The organism is Neorhizobium sp. BT27B (assembly GCF_050455485.1).
Taxonomy (GTDB): domain Bacteria; phylum Pseudomonadota; class Alphaproteobacteria; order Rhizobiales; family Rhizobiaceae; genus Neorhizobium.
In genome coordinates this window covers 63,427-79,378 of record NZ_JBCIYT010000014.1, presented here as the reverse complement: position 1 = coordinate 79,378, position 15,952 = coordinate 63,427, and the positions used below count along the sequence as shown (strand labels likewise).

The following is a 15,952-nucleotide window of genomic DNA, read 5'->3' as shown; positions in this document are numbered from 1 at the left end:
CATCAAAGGCGCCGTAATTCATACGCGATGAATTCTTCGTGGAGCAGGATATGATCGCTATACAGCCTCATCGACATGTTTCGCCAAAGGCATCGAGCGCCGAAGGATTTACGGCGCGCCGATACGATGATTTCGCCGAGGTTGAGCAGCTCTGGCGGCATATGGAGGATCGAGGCTGGGTCAGCCTATTCCAGCAATATGACTGGGCTGAGCAGGTCCGGGCAAATCTGGCGACAGGGTCGGACACCCTTCCCTTTGTTGTCGAGATCACCGATCCGCGTGTCGAAGCGCCGGTGATGTTGCTGCCTTTCGTGTTGCGAAAGAAAAGCGGCTACAGCGTCGTTGAATATTTCGGGCTCGGGGTCTGCGATATCACTGCGCCGCTGCTTGCCCCCGACTATGTTTTTCCAGCCGATGTCGGCCCAGCCTTATGGGAGGCAATCCTTTCTGTTCTCCCGAAAGCTGATTTCATTCGCTTGGACCAGATCATTAGTAAAGTCGGCGAGGCCGCCAATCCGCTCCTGTCGCTCCCTGATGTCCATGTCAGCATATCACCGAGTTTCGAGGCACCGATCGATGGCGCATTCGAGACGGTGGTTGATCGTATCGTCAACAATCAGACGCGCCGCATCCTGAAAACCTCCAGTCGACGAATAGCCGAGATCGGTGAGGCGCGGTTTGTCGCGGCGACCACGAAGGCCGAGCTGGACGTCCTGATCCCGGCAATGATTTCACAACGTCTGCAGCGCTTTCAGGAGATGGGTCGGGTCGATCTTCTGACGCGGCCGGACGTTCAGGCCTTCTACAGGAGTGCCGCGGTTGCCGGTCTGGAAGGGAAGGGGCCAGCCCGCGTTTTCGGACTTTTTGTCGGCGACGAATGCATTGCCACCACATACGGCCTTGTCGACGGCCGCAGTTTTTGCCTGACCATCATGACGATGGCAGGTGGCCCTTGGCAAGCATGTTCGCCCGGCATGGCAATCATCGCACGCGTAATCCAGTGGTCGCGGCAGCAGGATTTGAAGGTCATCGATTTTTCTGTTGGAGAGCTGTCTTACAAGACCGGCTTTGGCGGACAACGACAGGAGCGCTACGCCTTGTGGCAAGGGCTCACCGTCAAGGGGCGCTCGGCCATCGTGATCTTGCATGCCTTGTCGGCCACGAAGCGGACGCTGAAAAATAATCCTGCCCTGTTCAATCGACTACGGTCATGCGTGCAGTTTGTTCGCCGAATGCGCCGCTCGCGAAGCAAACCTGAAGTGTAAAGAAGCGATGGCTTCAAATGACACATCGGCAGCATTTGGCCTCATACAGTAGACAGAAAATTTAGACATCTGAGCAATAACTCAGGATTGTATGATCGAGCCTGACATGCGTTAGGAATTTTTATGTCCAATGTTTTGCATGTCGCTTCCAAGCCATATCAGCCGGACCAAAGTTTCGATGGTGGATCGACTGTCGAGCTGGGCGATCTCAAATCCATATTGCTGCATCGTCGTGGCCTGATCCTTGGCACTGCCGCTTTGCTGACGCTGGCAGTGATGCTTTATGGCCTGCTCACGCCGGCACTGTTCAGCTCCACGGCGCAAATCATCATCGACCCTCGCGACCGGCAGGTCATCACCAACGACATAAACCCCAGCAGCATTTCGCCGGATGGCGGCATTGCGCAGGTCGAAAGTCAGGTCACGGTCGCACAGTCGACCAATGTGCTGTTGCGGGCCATCAAGGCCACGGATTTGACGCGTGATCCGGAGTTCAACTCTGCCGGATTGCTCGGTGCATCCGGGGGCAATGTCGAAGCCTTGAGTGATGAAGACCGGCAGGTTGTGGGAAGCGATGTCGCCACGGTCAAAACGCTGGATACTTTACGCCGAAAAATGTCGGTGAAGCGCAATGACAAGGTTCTCGTGATCGACATTATGGTTACGACGAAAAGTCCGGCCAAATCGGCGATGCTCGCCAATGCGATTGCAAGCGCGTACCTCGCAGATCAGGCGGAGGCACGATCCCAATCCGCCAGCGAAGCCTCGTCCGCCCTGTCGGCAAGGCTCGAGGAACAGCGCCGCCAGGTCGAGACCGCGGAAAATGCGGTCGAGCGATACAAGCTCGACAATAACATGGTCATGACATCCGGGCGCTTGCTGAGCGATCAGGATCTGACCGAGATCAACACGCAATTGGCGCTGGCGCAAAGCAACACCGTTGCCCTCAAGGCACGCGTTGACCAGATCCGAATGTATCGCGAGCAGGGGACGTCCGCAAACGTCGCGGCGGAAGCGATGCAATCCGATGTGCTCACGCAATTGCGTGCCCATCAGGCGACGCTTGAAAACCGGGCGACCAGCCTGGAAGCGCAACTCGGTCCCCGCCATCCCGCAATGCTGACAGCCCAGTCGCAAATGCGGAACTTGCAAACTCTCATCACGCAGGAGCTTTCGCGCATCGAAGCGTCTGCGATTGCGGATTATGAGCGTGCCGTCTCGAATGAGAAAACCCTTGCCGCCAAGGTTGGCGGGCTCAAGGGCCAGTCGTTCTCGACCTCGCAGGCATCGGTGCGGCTGCGCGAACTTGAGCGGGATCTGGAAGCCGTGCGCTCGATCTATGCCAATTATCTGACGCGTGTGCAGGAGACCCGAGAGCAGGTCCATGTCGACACCACGAATGCGCGGATCATTACGCAGGCCATGCCGGCGCAGCGCAAAAGCTGGCCGCCACTGTCATTCCTGCTGGCGGGGGCAATGTGTGGCGGGCTGGGACTTGGCGCGGGTTTGGCGCTGCTTGCGGAATACAATTCGCCAACGATCCTTTCGGGCGGTCAACTCCGATCCGCGTTGAATATTCCGCTGCTTGGCATTGTGCCGGGCGGTGGTGGTGCCGGCAGGCGCCGCGTCCGTCGCGCGAAGGCCAAAGACGGCGCCGAACAGATGATGACCGGTAGTCCGAAGACCGATGGTGTGATCGGGCTTGCGCTGCGCAGCATTGTCGATTCCGAGCGCTGGCAATCGCATGGCGGCATGGCACCTGCAATCGTGCTGACGTCGCGATCTGAGGATGAAGATCACAGAATGCGTATCGCCGGCCTTTTCGGTGCGGCGTTTGCTGCGCGCGGCGAGCGGATCCTCATCGTCGACGCCAATATGAGCGTCGGCGCGCGTGATCCGGGCCTGACGGATGTTCTGGCCGGAAACGCCGATTTTGACGACGTGATCCATTTCCGTTTCGGCAAGAACATTGCCTATATGGGGCGTGGCCAGGTTCACGATCTGCTCAACGAAAAAACCATAGGTATCGCCAGTCGAACGATGCTGCGCCGGGCATCACGCATGTTCGATGCTGTCGTTATCGATGGCGGAAACCTGTCCGAGAACCTCAGGGCCATTCCGCTTGCGGAACTTGCGAGCGAGGTTTTGCTGATCGCCGAGCTGAACGTAACCCCGTTGAGCAACGCAGTCTCAATGGCCCAATCGATGGTGATCATGGGCGCGCCGCTGACCGGCTCCCTGCTGATCGATGCAGGCCTGAGGGGCTGACATGGCCCCTCCTTCAAACCGTCTCGTTGAACGTAAACGGTTGGTCGCGGAACCCGTCGTTGCTCGTATCGATATGATCAGCCGATATGGACTGACCGCCGCAGTGGTCATGCTGTTCATGGTTTCGGGTGGCATGCTCTGGGTGCTGGGTTACAATTATGAGGGCCTCACCGGCGGCGCCATCAGCAAGATCCATCCCGCCACATATCTGGTCTTTCTCATTCTCGCCTGGCGCAGCTGTGTTTATGGAAATCCGATAGGCTTCTGTGTTCATTTGGCAAACCAGCGGCCCGGTGCAGCCTTCATGGCCGGCATCGCCGCAATGGTTCTGCTTTTTGTGATCCTGAGGCAACGCCCCAATATGGCGGGTCTTGTCGATACCTATCTCGGCGCGACCTTCCTGGTTCTCCTGCTTGCCGATGCGGACAGGGCGCTGATGGCAAGGCTCGAAAAGCTTCTGCATGTGATGATGACGCTCAACGCGCTGCTGGCGCTGTTCGAGTTCGCGACCAAGCACCTGCTTTTCCCGTTTCGGCTCGACGGGCAGGCCTTCGAAACGGACCTGCGTTCATCGGCATTTCATGGCCATCCGTTGACCAATGCCGCTGTCACGGCGTGTTACGTCGCGGCATTGCTGAGTGGCGCGCGAAGCCTCCCCAATGGTCTGCGGTTCGCGCTGATCGCTCTCCAAGGTGCGGCACTTGTCGCCTTTGGTGGAAGAACGGCGATGGTGGCCATCATCGTTTTCGGTAGCGCCTACTGTATAAGCCGTGCCTATCGCACCCTGCGCCATCGCCGGGTCAGTCTGCCGGCGGCAGCGGTCACCATCATGCTGGTCGCGCTGTCTCCGGTCGTTCTGGGCGGTCTGGCAGCCTACGGTTTTTTTGATGCGTTGCTTGAACGGTTCCTGTCCGATGGCGGCAGTGCCAATTCTCGCATCGAGATGCTGGAGCTGTTTCAGTATTTCACTCTTCACGAGCTGATCGTCGGCCCGGACCTCGATCTGCTCGATACCGTGCGCAGAATGCACGGCCTCGAATGGGGTATCGAAAACCCGATCATCCGCATGACCCTCTATCAGGGCGCCTTCATCACCCTGCTGATGGCGCTGGGTTTTGCCATTTTCATGTATGAACTGACACGGCGATGCCTGCCCGGCACATGGTTGCCGATGGCCGTATGGCTGCTGGTGATGATGTCCGCCGAGACGATCTCGTCCAAGACGACCCTGTTGAGCAAATTCTGCTTCATCATCCTGTGTCTCTACTATCCGGGCTCGGAGCGGCAGCCGCGGCCCGTTAACCAGATGGCCAGAAACTCCGGGTTCGGCCCCCGGCAAACTTGAATTTGCGGCTCAATCAACGACAGTACTGCCGGGGTATATCCGGTTTTCGATCATCACTAAAAAGGGGGAGCAAAGAATGACGAACCTGTGGGCAAGCTTTGTTCATCCCATCAGCCGTTACATGCGCAGAAAACGCGCCAGACAGATCCTGCAGCTCTACCCGGATTTCAGCAATGCCTCCGTTCTCGATCTTGGCGGCTCTCGGCATTACTGGGAAAAGATGATCGGACTGATGGAGCCGAAAAGCCTGACGGTGCTGAATGTCGAAGATGATGGTCAGGCCGTCAGCTATTCCAACCTGCTGCCCAATCTGAAAATCGAGATCTACGACGGCATCAAGATACCTTATCCGGACGATCACTTCGACGTGGTCTTCTGTAACTCCGTGATCGAGCATGTGCCGCCGGCGCTTCGCCAAAACCTCGTCAACGAGATCAGGCGCACCGGACGAACCTATTTTGTTCAGACACCGTCATATTATTTTCCGGTCGAACCGCATTTCGTCATGCCCTTCGTTCATTGGCTCCCAAGAGCCATCGGCCGAAAACTCGTTCGCATAAGTCTCTATGCGATCCTGTCGAAAGCCACGCCGCAGAAGCTGGACGCCTATTTCGACGAGGTTCATCTTCTGTCGGCGAAAGAGCTGAAAGGCTACGCCCCGGAAGCCACGCTCGTGCCCGAACGACTGCTTGGTCTGACAAAATCCTATACGCTGGTCAATCTGGCGCCGCAGGCCTGAGCCGCAGCGTCGTAGTGCCGCCAGAACCAGTTACGGCGTGGGTGAGGCGAGGCCAAGAGCATCCAGTATCGCGGGATCGAGCGCGCGCGTGGTGTCGTCCATCAATCCCATGCCATCAAACAGGTTCCAGAATGCCCATGGCAAGCCTGCCTTTTCGGCACTCAGTCTGACGTCCCTGATATAACGCGCCCTGTCTGCCGCATGCGCGGCGACGTAACGGTGATCGCTTTTCAGCGCACCGAATTCGCCCATCAGAATGCGATCGGCAGCAATGCCGTGCCGTCGTCCCCAGTTTGCGACCTCGGACATGTATCCGTCGACAAAATTCCGGTCGGGCAATCCATCGAAATAGTCTTTCAGCACACGTTCTGCCTCGCGATAGGCGTCTTTCTTGTCCCGCTCGGGAGATGTCGTGTCCTGAGCGATGCGCACTCTCACCGCCGCAAGGGTTTCTTCAAGGGAACCAGCCGAGCCCGGCCAGGGAACGGAATTGAGATAACGATAGAGCGGCTCGCCAATCCACGGCGCGCCCTGATGGCTGAAGACATAGGGCTCGTAAAAATGAAAGGTGTAGATGAGGGGCTGAAATGCCTCCATAGGACGCGGGTCGAGGGTAGAAAGGCCGGAGATCATGCTGCCGCAAGCACCCGTCGCGATCAGCATCAGATCAGGTGAGGCGGAACGTGCGGCGGTCAGGAAAGCTGTCTGTGTCTTGTCCCAGACCGCCGATGTGCATGATTGCGGCGGCTCATTGACACATTCCAACGCAACACGTCCGGGGGCGCGCTGGCCCAAAAGCTTCGACCATGTGCCGATCAGTTTCAGATAGGCCTCGAAGCCCGGCGCATCCGGCCCCGATATCAGGTTCTGCGGGTACCAGTAGTGCGTTGCAGTGTTCGGGCTGAAATTGACGATGACCCGTAATCCCGTATCCATCGCCATGTCGACAGCGTCCACCAGCATGTCCGAAAGCCGGGCAACCTGTTGCGGTTTCATCGCGAGAAACGGGCCGGGATCAACGGGCAGGCGAATGAAGTCCAGACCGCATGTTTTCAAACGCACGAGATCGGCGCGCGTCGGCACCGGACGCTCCGTTTGGAACGGAGGCCAGTCGTAATCTCTGCTGGGCGCCGGGAATTCGCGTGTCAGCGAAAACCACGGAAAGACATTGATCCCCCGGCGAAACCCCGCGTGTCTTCCCTCAGTCGTTGTCGCAGCGACGTTCGCCCCGCCCATCAAGGAAAGGGCGGCCGCAGACGACGCCTGGCCGAGAAAACTGCGGCGGTGCCGGTTGATCACGTAACGTCCGCAGTTCTTTTGCGCACCGGCAGAACGTCCTTTTTGCCCGACAAGCTCAGGCATTCCCGTTTGTAGGTGCCCAATATGTCCTCCCACCGGAATACGGCTGCCGCGCGCTCGCGCGCCGCAGCAGCGCAGCGTTTGACGAGAAGGTCGTCCGCGAGAGCTTGCGACAACGATAAGTCGCAACTGTCGACGTCGGAAAAATAGACGGCTGCCGACCCAGCGGTCCATCGATTGTAGCGGTTGTCATGGGCCACCACCATGTTTCCGGCCGCCAGTGATTCCACCAGCGAAGGGTTTGTTCCTCCAACGGTATGGCCGTGAACATAGGCTCTCGCGTGAAACCGCAACGCTTCGACCACCTGCGGATCGTAGATTGCGCCCGGAAACACCACCTCATCACTGGCAGCGCGCTTGACGGCATCATGATAGGCATTGCCCGCGACGAAGTTGCCGAGAATGACAAGTCTGGCGTTTCGCCGCCGTTTCGAAAATGCCGTGACCAGAGTGAGAATATTGTTGTCCGGTTCTATCCTGGCGATCGAGATGAGGTAACTGCCGGGTTCAAGCCCAAGCTCTCGCACCGGCTGATCCGAGGCTTTGGTAACGGGCACGCCGCCATAAGGGATCGTCACGATATTCTTGGACGGCCGGCGTGTCGCCAGATGGCTGGCGATTTCCGGATGGTCGGCGACGAGCCGGTTTGATGACCATGCGGCGATCCATTCGTTCAGCCAGAACCACGCCTTGACAGGATAGCTCCATTTGGGACGACGCCATTCGATGCCATCCATATTGGTAATGATCTTGCGTCCCATCAGACGAAGATAGGGCAGGAAAATCGCGCCATTGTATCCTAGAACGAGGTTGACGCTGTCTCGACGTGCAGCGTGCAATGCGCAATGCATGTCGAACTCCAGCGTCGCCCGCGCCCCTTTGGACGCGACTTCGATATGGATGAGTTCGATGCCGTGCCACATTTCGCTACGCACGCGCTCGGTTACGGTTGTAACCTCGTGCTGGCAATAGACACCGACATTCCAACCGGATTCGACAAGGAAAAGTGCAAATTTTTCTGCGAAAGTCTCGAAGCCGCCATGCGCTGCCGGAATGCCCCGAGTTCCCAAAATGAGTATAGATGGCTTGTAATGATACATATAGTCAGGCCCCCACCTTTCATTATGTCTAACAATGACATATCGCCTTTGTTATTACTCAATGATTGCAAGGAGCGTGCCAGGCACAATTCTTGCTATGCCTCTTAAAGACATTGCCAATATTCTATTAATACGTGGAGGGAGACCCATCATGCGAATTGCCTGTATTCATCAGGGCTACGAGCTGTATGGCTCCGATCGGAGTTTTGTAGAAAGCGTCGAGAGCTTACGATTGCTATATCCCTCCGCTGAAATCGAGGTCGTCCTTCCGCGTGACGGTCCAATCACCGAGCTTTTGCGCGATGTCGCCACGCGGATCGTATTCGAGCCTTTGTGGATTTTGCGGCGCAAGGCACTGCCTCGTCTGCTGACGGTTGATCTGGCAAGGCTGCCGGTCGCGGTCATGCGCGCCATCCGGCGCCTGAGAGGCTTCGATCTGGTCTATGTCAACACGTCGATCATCATTGATTACGCAATTGCCGCGCGGTTCGTTGGCAACAAGGCCGTGCTTCACATCCACGAAATACCGGAGGGACTGGCGCTCAAGGTTTTACGCGCCCTGATGCGATGGAGCCGCGCCGAGATCATCTTCAACTCCAATGCGACCCGTCTGGCGTTCGACCTGCCGGCGACAATGCGCAGCAGCGTCATCTATAACGGTGTTGCCGGCCCCGCCGAGGCGCAGCCCATGACCTATGATGGCCAGCGGCGCTTGCGTGTTCTCATGCTCGGCCGGGTGAACCGGATCAAGGGCCAGGAGGTTCTCCTCGAAGCCATTTCGATGATGGATGCCGCGTGGCAGGCGCGCATCGACATTCGCATGGTGGGCAGCGCCTTCGAAAACGACGAGCCCGAGCAGGCCTTGAAAGCGCAGATCGCGCAGATGAAGCTGGGCCAGCAGGTTTCCATGCTGCCGTTTACGGATGACCCGTCCGAGCATTATCGCTGGGCCGATATCGTTGTGGTGCCGTCGCGGCGTCCGGAATCTCTCGGGCGGGTCGCCATCGAGGCCATGGCATATGGGCGGCCACCGGTTGTCTCGGCGATCGGTGGTTTGATGGAAGTCGTCGAGCATCAACGAACAGGCTGGCTGGTGCCGCCGGCAGACCCGGCGGCTTTGGCGGCTCAGCTGCAAGCCATCGCGTCGGAGCCCGACCTGTGGCGTGGTTTCGTCGAGAACGGACGCCTGCGTTACGAGAGCATGTTCAGTCATTCCGCGTCCACGAAGGCGATCGCCGCTCTCGTTTCAGCCCGGCACCAGAAGGCGGTTGTTTTGACCGGGGCGTTAGACAAGCCCGGCACTTGTGAAACATGATGATCGTTTCTAACTCATTGTTTTCCCGCGGCCGAAGACTTGTTCTGATGGTCGGCGGCGAGGCGATCCAGAGCGGCTTCCATTTCGCCCTCAATATCTACATGCTCCATGTGCTGGCACCGTATGACTACGGCGTGTTTGCCATCAGCATGGTGATGGGCGGAGCCGGCATCGCATTCATTCGGTCTCTCTGCGGCATGCCTGCCAGCATCTGGATCGGTAGGACCATGTCGCCCAGAAAGGCGCATGCCTATGATGTGACATTCGGGTCTGTTGCCTTCTTTCTGGCCATGGGCATGGCAGTGCCGGTTGCCGGACTTCTATACGCTTGGCAGATCGACAGCATGATTGCCGGTGGACTGTTCGTCGGCCTCTGGTCGTTGCGAAACTACCTGCGCACGTCCTACTTCGCCCAGCGACGTTCCGTCATCGTCAGCTGGAGCGATACCTGTTTTACGGCTGTGGGCATTGCCGCCACTGCCATTGCGGCCTGGCAGGGCGGCGATATCCTCGGCAATGTCTTCGACGCATTGGCTTTTGCAAATGGGCTTGCGATCGTCGTTCTTCTGGCATTGGCACGGCGCCCGGTCCGTATCACGTTGAGACCTGCGGTCAGAAGACGGTATGTCGGCCTGTGGCCTCAACTGAAATGGTCCGCCTTCAGCGTGACGACTATACTGGCCCAAGGGCAATGCACGGCACTGATGGTCACGGCTGTTGCGGGGCCGGCGGCTTTTGCGCCGATCGCTGCCGTATTGTCGCTGTTTGCACCTTTGCGCATCATCGCCACCGCTTTCGACAACATGATGCAGCCGGAACTGTCCGCGCTGGTGGCGCAGAGGGAGATCGGTCGTGTGTGGGGTCAGGCGCGATTTTGGTCGCTGGTCATGGGGGCAGGGGCGATCGTGTATGGGGTGGCCGTCTTCGCCCTTGCGCCCCATCTCAAGGCGCAATCTCTGGCAGGGCTTGAGATTGGTTCGACCGGTGTGCCTGCGTTGATCATATTCGCGATGATCATGGTCTACAGCATTCCGCGCCTTGTTCTGGAGGTTCTCAACGACTTCTGGACACTGGCCATGATCAATTTCAGTGCCGCGCTCGTAGGGCTCGCCGCCATTCTGGCGATCCTTGTCGTGGCGTCTCCGTCGATCGCACTTGCCGGTGCGGCAGTCTCCGAAAGCATCGTCTGTCTGGCGTGCTGGCTGGCGATGAAACGCAAGCTTGATCTGGCAGACAGGTCCGGCAGGCAAGACACGTCCGGTGAGCAAGAACAGGGTAAGCGGCATGCATATTAGCCTGCGTTTCGATGGCAATCATCTTCGGCAATGGCATGTGGCGCTTGCCGAACGCCTGCAAGCGCTGCCGGCTGTCCGCGTGTCGATCGACGCCCGTCCTTCGTCGCCGGCACTGCCCGGCTCGCTGGAAATGCTTTTCAAGCTGGAGACGCTTCTGTTCGGCCTGTCGTCCCGACTGTCTGCCAGAACGATCGACAGGTCGCAGATCGCCAGTTTCGAGACTGCCCATGAAGAGCCGATCGATCTCGTCATCGATCTCTGCGGCGACATGATGCCGGACGAAGGCCGGGTATGGACAATCTCCTTCAACGGAGCCTCCGGAGAGGCAGCACTTCTATCCCTGCTCGTTGACCGGGAAACACCCACGGCAGAGATATCGGAAAACGCTCACATCATACGTGCCGCCCGCCTTGGCACAGAACACGGCGGTGTGGTGTTAGCCAGTTTCAGCGACATGCTCGATCGCACGACCACGATGCTGATCGCCGCACTGTCTGGAGCCCCCGCCGCTGCATTGCCGGACCTTGGTCCGCAGACCCGTCCCCGCCTGGATCGATTGTCGGCGCGGAACATAGGCGTTCTGGCATCGAAAAAGCTGGCCCAGCGGGTGGTTCAGCACCTCTACCACCTTTGCTACAATGCGCCTTCATGGCGGGTGGGCTGGCGGCGCCTGGATGGCCCGGATCTCTTTGACCTGAAGGCCCATCCGGACACCGGCTGGAAGGTTCTGGCTGACGACGGGAGAAGATTTTACGCCGACCCCTTTCCGATCGTGCATCAGGGAAAAACGACGCTTTTTGTCGAGGACTACGAGTATTCGACCGCCAAGGGCATCATCTCGGCAGTGACATTCGATGCCGACGGTCCGGTCGGTCGGCCCGAACCGGTTCTCGAACATGCCTGTCATCTCTCCTATCCTTTTGTCTTTGAGCGGGATGGACAGATCTGGATGATCCCTGAGACCTGTGCGGCCGAAACAGTCGAGCTTTACAGGGCGACGTCGTTTCCCGGCGGCTGGGTCAAGGAAGCGACGCTATTGTCCGGTATCTCGGCCAGCGACGTGACGCTGATAGAGAATCTCGGACAGTGGTGGATGTTTGCGACCGTCCGCGACGGCGGTGGATCCTATTCGGACGCACTTCACATATGGACGGCGAATGATTTTCGCGGCCCATGGACGCCGCATCGCGGCAACCCCGTCCTGATCGATATCGCATCGGCGCGCCCGGCCGGCCGTATGGTCTGGCGTGACGGTGCTCTCCTGCGGCCGGTGCAGGATTGCCGCAAGGGATATGGCGTCGCCCTTGGCATCGCGCAGGTGAAACGGCTTGATCATGATGGTTTCGAACAATCACTTCTGGCCAGCCTGACCTCGGGAAAGCAGTGGTCCGGTCAGCGAATACATACGCTCAACAGTGCAGGTGGGTTCGAATTCATCGATGGTTCCGCTTACGCGCCGCGTTGGCGATGAGCGGTGAACGATCTGCCAAATGGCAATTGGCGGCATCGGGTGAAACCGATGCAGCCAACCAGATCAACCACTTTTAATGCCAGCCAATCCCTCTTGTTACCGATGATCCGTCAGTGCGCACGGATCGGCTCATGCGCGCCGCCAAGATTGGGCCACAGGCTGATCGAGCACAGCAGCGAAGTGACCAGAAGCGCCAGGATCATGTAGAAGGTCGGCAGAAAGCCTCCGAATGTGAACGACACGATCGAACCGATGACGCTGCCGATACCAAAGCCGAGGTAGATCAGGCCGTAGTTGCGGGCCAGATTGGCCATGCCGAAGAAATCGCTGACCAGACCCGGATAGACGGTGATCGTTCCGCCGAAGGCAAAGGCGACGCAGGCGACCGCCACGAAGAACGAATAGGCATTGAGCGGAACGAAGAGCAGAAGCGACATGCCGGCCAGCGCGCAGGCGATGGCAAAGCTGATGATGTGGATGCGGGCGAGCTTGTCCGACAGGATGCCTAGCACGAGGCGTCCAAGCAGATTGGCGGCGGCGATGATGGCGACGGTGTCAGCGGCGACCGAGGCCGGCAGGTCGACATAGCGTTCGCCGACATCCTTGGCCACGCCGATCAGGTAAAGGCCGCTCATGCACACCGTCAGGAAGATCAATGCCAGCATCCAGTATCTCGGCTGACGGATCGCTTCATTCAACGCATAGTCCTGAGTGCCGGCGCTGGTAGCGTTGACGGGAACCTGCGGTGCTTCCTTCATCAGCAGCGCACCGCCCACCACCAGCAGGACGGCCAGCAGCGCCCAGATGTGAAAGGCACTCTCCATGCCGAAATGGGTGAGCAGCGTCAGGTTGAGATATTTGAAGCCGAGGCTGCCGAGACCATAGGCGCCGATGGCACAGGCCGATGCCAGGCCCTTACGTTCCGGGAACCATTTGACGCAGTTCGACAAGGTCAGCAGGTAACCGGTGCCATCGGCTGCGCCGACCAGAATGCCGCCATAGATAAAGAGGGCCGGCAGGCTTCCCGCCGTCGAGGTCAGGTACAATCCAAGGCCCAATCCGAGACCGGCACCGATGGCCACGGTCCTGAGACCGAATTTCTCCTGAAGCCGGCTCGAAAGCGACGAGGCCACCGCCAGCGCCATGCTGAGAAGGCCGAAGGTGAGTGCCACCTGGGTCAGCGGCTCCGACAGCTTCGACGACAGTCCCTCGTTGAACAGGCTCCAGGTATAGACCGAGCCAAGACCGAACTGGCACATGATTGTGCCGACGAGAGTGCGGTACCGCACCGAATTCGAAAGAGCTTTCATCAACTTAACTCCGTAATGGATACGGAGGAAATCTAGGCGCCTTCGCGATGCGGCTGGTGGAAAAAAAGCGTGAAGTGGCAGATCCTTGGAATGAGCTGCAGTCATAGCAGCATAAGCTGCTTGAACTCCTTCAGATGCGACCGGCTGACGGGAATTTCGACATCGTCGAAGTTGTGCAGCTTGATCACGTAGGTGCCATTGAACCAGGGCGAAATCTCCCGGATCTTGCTGATATTGATGCACCATGAACGGTGGCAGCGGAAAAAGGTATCGCCGGGAAGCTTCTCCACGAAATCGCCGATACTGGTCGGAATGACGTAGTGGCCGCGGGCCGTGTGGACATAGGTCAGCTTCTCATCCGCACGCGTATAATAGATAAGATCGCTTGGCAGGACGATGATGCTGTCCTTGCGCTGAATATTGACGGTGCGCTTGGCTTGCGAGATAGCGGGAGCCGGGACAGCAACCGGAGTGGTGCGGCTGGCCTCCAGCTTGCGCAGCGTGTTGGCCACACGCTGCTCGTTGAACGGCTTGAGGATGTAATCGAACACTTCCAGCTCGAAAGCTTCGGCGGCATGTTCCTTGGAAGCTGTCACCATCACCACCAGCGGCGGGTTGGCCTGTTTCTTGAGGGTTCTGGCAAGCGTCATGCCGTCGATCGAAGGAATGTTTATATCCAGAAAGACCACATCGAGATCATGCCCCTGAAGATAGCGTAGCGCCGCCAGACCATCTTCCTCACTGCCTTCCACCTTGATGGAGCTATGGTTTTCGATCAGCCATGCGAGTTCGTCGCGGGCCAGATATTCGTCTTCGACAATCAGGGCTTTCATGCTGCTTCCTCATGCGCGATCGGCAGGTCAAAACTGACGGATGTGCCCGGCTCCAGCCGGCGGATCGTCAGTCCTTTGCCGTGCAGTAGCTTCAGCCGTTCGTGGACGTTGATCAGGCCTATACGGTCACGAATGGCCTGACCGGTGGCGACCAGTTCGATGACATCGGGATCGATGCCACGCCCCGTATCGCTGATGCAGACGTTGATCCGGTCAGCCAGCCGCTTGACCGCGATGTGAACCGTACCCGGCTTCGGCTGCGACTGGATGCCGTGCAGAATGGCGTTTTCGACCAGAGGCTGAAGTGAAAGGCTCGGGATATCGACATTGACGTCATCGACATCGAAAGTGACGGTCAGCTTGGGGCCGAAGCGGGCCTGCTCGATGGCGACATAATCCTCAACCTGTCGCAATTCATCCTGGATATCGATCATGCCGTCACTGAGCGACAGGTTCTGCCGCAGATAGTCGGCTAGCTTGGCGATGACCTGCCGCGCTTCCGTGGGCCGCAGGCGGATCAGTGACGATATGGCGTTGAGCGCATTGAACAGAAAATGCGGGTTGATCTTGCTCTGCAGGGCACGAAACTCCGCCTTGGCTGCCATCTCCCGCAGCACTTTCACGCGCGACAGTTCCATCTGCGTCGAAATCAGCTGCGACAGGCCGACGGCCAGTTCGCGCATGGAATCGGAAATCCTGTCGGGCTGGCAGAAGAAGATCTTGAGCGTGCCGGTGACCTGACCGTTTTCGCGCAACGGGATGATGGCCACCGAACGGAAATTGGCGGCAGGATAACGACGCAGGTTGTTATCGACGGTGATGCGGTCATTCTGGATCGCATCCGCGGTCAGCGCGCTGACCTGTTTATGGTATTGCTGGTCATAATATTCATGGCCAGTGCCGATATAGGCCAAAACGCTCTGGCGATCGGTGATCGCGACGGCGTCCGCTTCCAGGCATTCATGGATGACCGCGCAAACCTCGGTCAACGTATCGTCCTGCAGGTTCTGGAAGAATGGCAGCGTTCTGTTGGCGATGATCAGCGCCAGCCGTGCCTCGCGCGCCGCCGTCAGCTCCTTCTCGTCCTCGATATCCTGAATACGCTTGATGATCATGCCTGTGCACATCGATCCGGCAATCATCGGCCAGGCGATCTGCGAGACGATGCCCGTGCCGATCCCGTTCGGCGTCAGCAGCAGGATCAGCAGCATGGTGAGCGCTTCACACACCATGCCGGCAAGGCTGCCGGACAGCCACAGCCACTTGCGACTGCCGCGATAATGAATGACGACGGCGAAAATGCCGGCGCAGACACTGCTGATCAGGCAGGGGATGGCCGTATAGCCATTCAGATCGATGAGATAACGGTGGGCCCCGGAAATGATGCCGGCCGGTATGCCGACCCATGGGCCGAACAGAATGCCGCCGGCCATGATGGCGACGATGCGCACATTGACCAGCGCCCCCTCGACAGGAATGCCCATATAGGTTCCACCAACGGCAAAGCCGCAAAACAGCGCCGAAAGCCCGAACAGTTCAAGACCGTTCAGTTTTCCTTTCCACAATGCATTCTTGAACAGCCGTGTACGGCCGAGGAAAAACAGCACCATCAGCATCAGCGATGCGCGTTCGAACAGGGCGAGAAGCATCAT

The 15,952-nt window shown here is 58.4% G+C and carries 12 protein-coding genes; 7 read left to right on the top strand and 5 right to left on the bottom strand.

The window, feature by feature from the left end; genetic code table 11:
* The first annotated feature begins 50 nt into the window (after positions 1-50).
* The 4 genes from AAIH70_RS26730 (at position 51) to AAIH70_RS26715 (ending at position 5,617) form a co-directional block, all read left to right on the top strand.
* Positions 51-1,265, top strand: coding sequence for a GNAT family N-acetyltransferase (locus AAIH70_RS26730; RefSeq protein ID WP_132280004.1), 1,215 nt, complete (start codon positions 51-53; stop codon positions 1,263-1,265).
* A 123-nt stretch (positions 1,266-1,388) separates the two neighbouring features.
* On the top strand, positions 1,389-3,533 hold the full coding sequence (locus tag AAIH70_RS26725) for a GNVR domain-containing protein (protein WP_132280001.1): 2,145 nt from the start codon (positions 1,389-1,391) through the stop codon (positions 3,531-3,533).
* A 1-nt stretch (position 3,534) separates the two neighbouring features.
* The gene (locus AAIH70_RS26720) at positions 3,535-4,878 is read left to right on the top strand and encodes a VpsF family polysaccharide biosynthesis protein (RefSeq protein WP_132279998.1); all 1,344 of its coding nucleotides are present in this window, start codon (positions 3,535-3,537) and stop codon (positions 4,876-4,878) included.
* Between the two features lie 76 nt (positions 4,879-4,954).
* Positions 4,955-5,617: a class I SAM-dependent methyltransferase gene (locus AAIH70_RS26715; RefSeq protein WP_132279995.1), complete on the top strand. Its 663-nt coding sequence runs from the start codon at positions 4,955-4,957 to the stop codon at positions 5,615-5,617.
* 30 nt (positions 5,618-5,647) lie between these two features.
* On the opposite strand, the gene AAIH70_RS26710 is transcribed toward AAIH70_RS26715, so the two are convergent.
* A complete protein-coding gene (locus AAIH70_RS26710; protein WP_348639740.1) occupies positions 5,648-6,700 on the bottom strand; it encodes a glycoside hydrolase family 5 protein in 1,053 nt (350 codons plus the stop codon).
* Between the two features lie 212 nt (positions 6,701-6,912).
* Complete coding sequence (locus AAIH70_RS26705) at positions 6,913-8,076, bottom strand: DUF1972 domain-containing protein (protein WP_132279992.1); 1,164 nt, start codon at positions 8,074-8,076, stop codon at positions 6,913-6,915.
* A gap of 34 nt (positions 8,077-8,110) precedes the next feature.
* Here AAIH70_RS26705 and AAIH70_RS26700 point away from each other — a divergent pair, with 34 nt between their 5' ends.
* From AAIH70_RS26700 to AAIH70_RS26690, 3 genes are read left to right on the top strand one after another with little or no spacing between them, the layout of a single operon-like run.
* Positions 8,111-9,391 carry a glycosyltransferase family 4 protein gene (locus tag AAIH70_RS26700; protein WP_348639739.1) on the top strand — a complete coding sequence of 427 codons (1,281 nt, stop codon included), beginning with the start codon at positions 8,111-8,113 and terminating at the stop codon, positions 9,389-9,391.
* Positions 9,388-10,686, top strand: a complete 1,299-nt coding sequence (locus AAIH70_RS26695) for a lipopolysaccharide biosynthesis protein (RefSeq protein ID WP_132279988.1) — start codon at positions 9,388-9,390, stop codon at positions 10,684-10,686. Before AAIH70_RS26700 ends, AAIH70_RS26695 begins: the two co-directional genes overlap by 4 nt.
* Entirely contained in the window at positions 10,676-12,157 is a 1,482-nt protein-coding gene (locus AAIH70_RS26690) for a glucosamine inositolphosphorylceramide transferase family protein (protein ID WP_132279984.1), read from the top strand. The genes AAIH70_RS26695 and AAIH70_RS26690 overlap by 11 nt, the downstream gene beginning before the upstream one ends.
* A 110-nt stretch (positions 12,158-12,267) precedes the next feature.
* On the opposite strand, the gene AAIH70_RS26685 is transcribed toward AAIH70_RS26690, so the two are convergent.
* From AAIH70_RS26685 to AAIH70_RS26675, 3 genes are all read right to left on the bottom strand, one after another.
* A complete protein-coding gene (locus AAIH70_RS26685; RefSeq protein ID WP_132279981.1) occupies positions 12,268-13,467 on the bottom strand; it encodes an OFA family MFS transporter in 1,200 nt (399 codons plus the stop codon).
* A 101-nt stretch (positions 13,468-13,568) separates the two neighbouring features.
* Positions 13,569-14,300: a LytR/AlgR family response regulator transcription factor gene (locus tag AAIH70_RS26680; protein WP_132279978.1), complete on the bottom strand. Its 732-nt coding sequence runs from the start codon at positions 14,298-14,300 to the stop codon at positions 13,569-13,571.
* On the bottom strand, positions 14,297-15,952 hold the full coding sequence (locus AAIH70_RS26675) for a LytS/YhcK type 5TM receptor domain-containing protein (RefSeq protein ID WP_207908332.1): 1,656 nt from the start codon (positions 15,950-15,952) through the stop codon (positions 14,297-14,299). Before AAIH70_RS26675 ends, AAIH70_RS26680 begins: the two co-directional genes overlap by 4 nt.

Coding starts and splice junctions, on each gene's coding strand:
- AAIH70_RS26730 (WP_132280004.1), top strand. CDS start 51: ATGATCGCTATACAGCCTCATCGACATGTTTCGCCAAAGGCATCGAGC.
- AAIH70_RS26725 (WP_132280001.1), top strand. CDS start 1,389: ATGTCCAATGTTTTGCATGTCGCTTCCAAGCCATATCAGCCGGACCAA.
- AAIH70_RS26720 (WP_132279998.1), top strand. CDS start 3,535: ATGGCCCCTCCTTCAAACCGTCTCGTTGAACGTAAACGGTTGGTCGCG.
- AAIH70_RS26715 (WP_132279995.1), top strand. CDS start 4,955: ATGACGAACCTGTGGGCAAGCTTTGTTCATCCCATCAGCCGTTACATG.
- AAIH70_RS26705 (WP_132279992.1), bottom strand. CDS start 8,076: ATGTATCATTACAAGCCATCTATACTCATTTTGGGAACTCGGGGCATT.
- AAIH70_RS26700 (WP_348639739.1), top strand. CDS start 8,111: ATGACATATCGCCTTTGTTATTACTCAATGATTGCAAGGAGCGTGCCA.
- AAIH70_RS26695 (WP_132279988.1), top strand. CDS start 9,388: ATGATGATCGTTTCTAACTCATTGTTTTCCCGCGGCCGAAGACTTGTT.
- AAIH70_RS26690 (WP_132279984.1), top strand. CDS start 10,676: ATGCATATTAGCCTGCGTTTCGATGGCAATCATCTTCGGCAATGGCAT.
- AAIH70_RS26685 (WP_132279981.1), bottom strand. CDS start 13,467: ATGAAAGCTCTTTCGAATTCGGTGCGGTACCGCACTCTCGTCGGCACA.
- AAIH70_RS26680 (WP_132279978.1), bottom strand. CDS start 14,300: ATGAAAGCCCTGATTGTCGAAGACGAATATCTGGCCCGCGACGAACTC.
- AAIH70_RS26675 (WP_207908332.1), bottom strand. CDS start 15,952: ATGATGCTTCTCGCCCTGTTCGAACGCGCATCGCTGATGCTGATGGTG.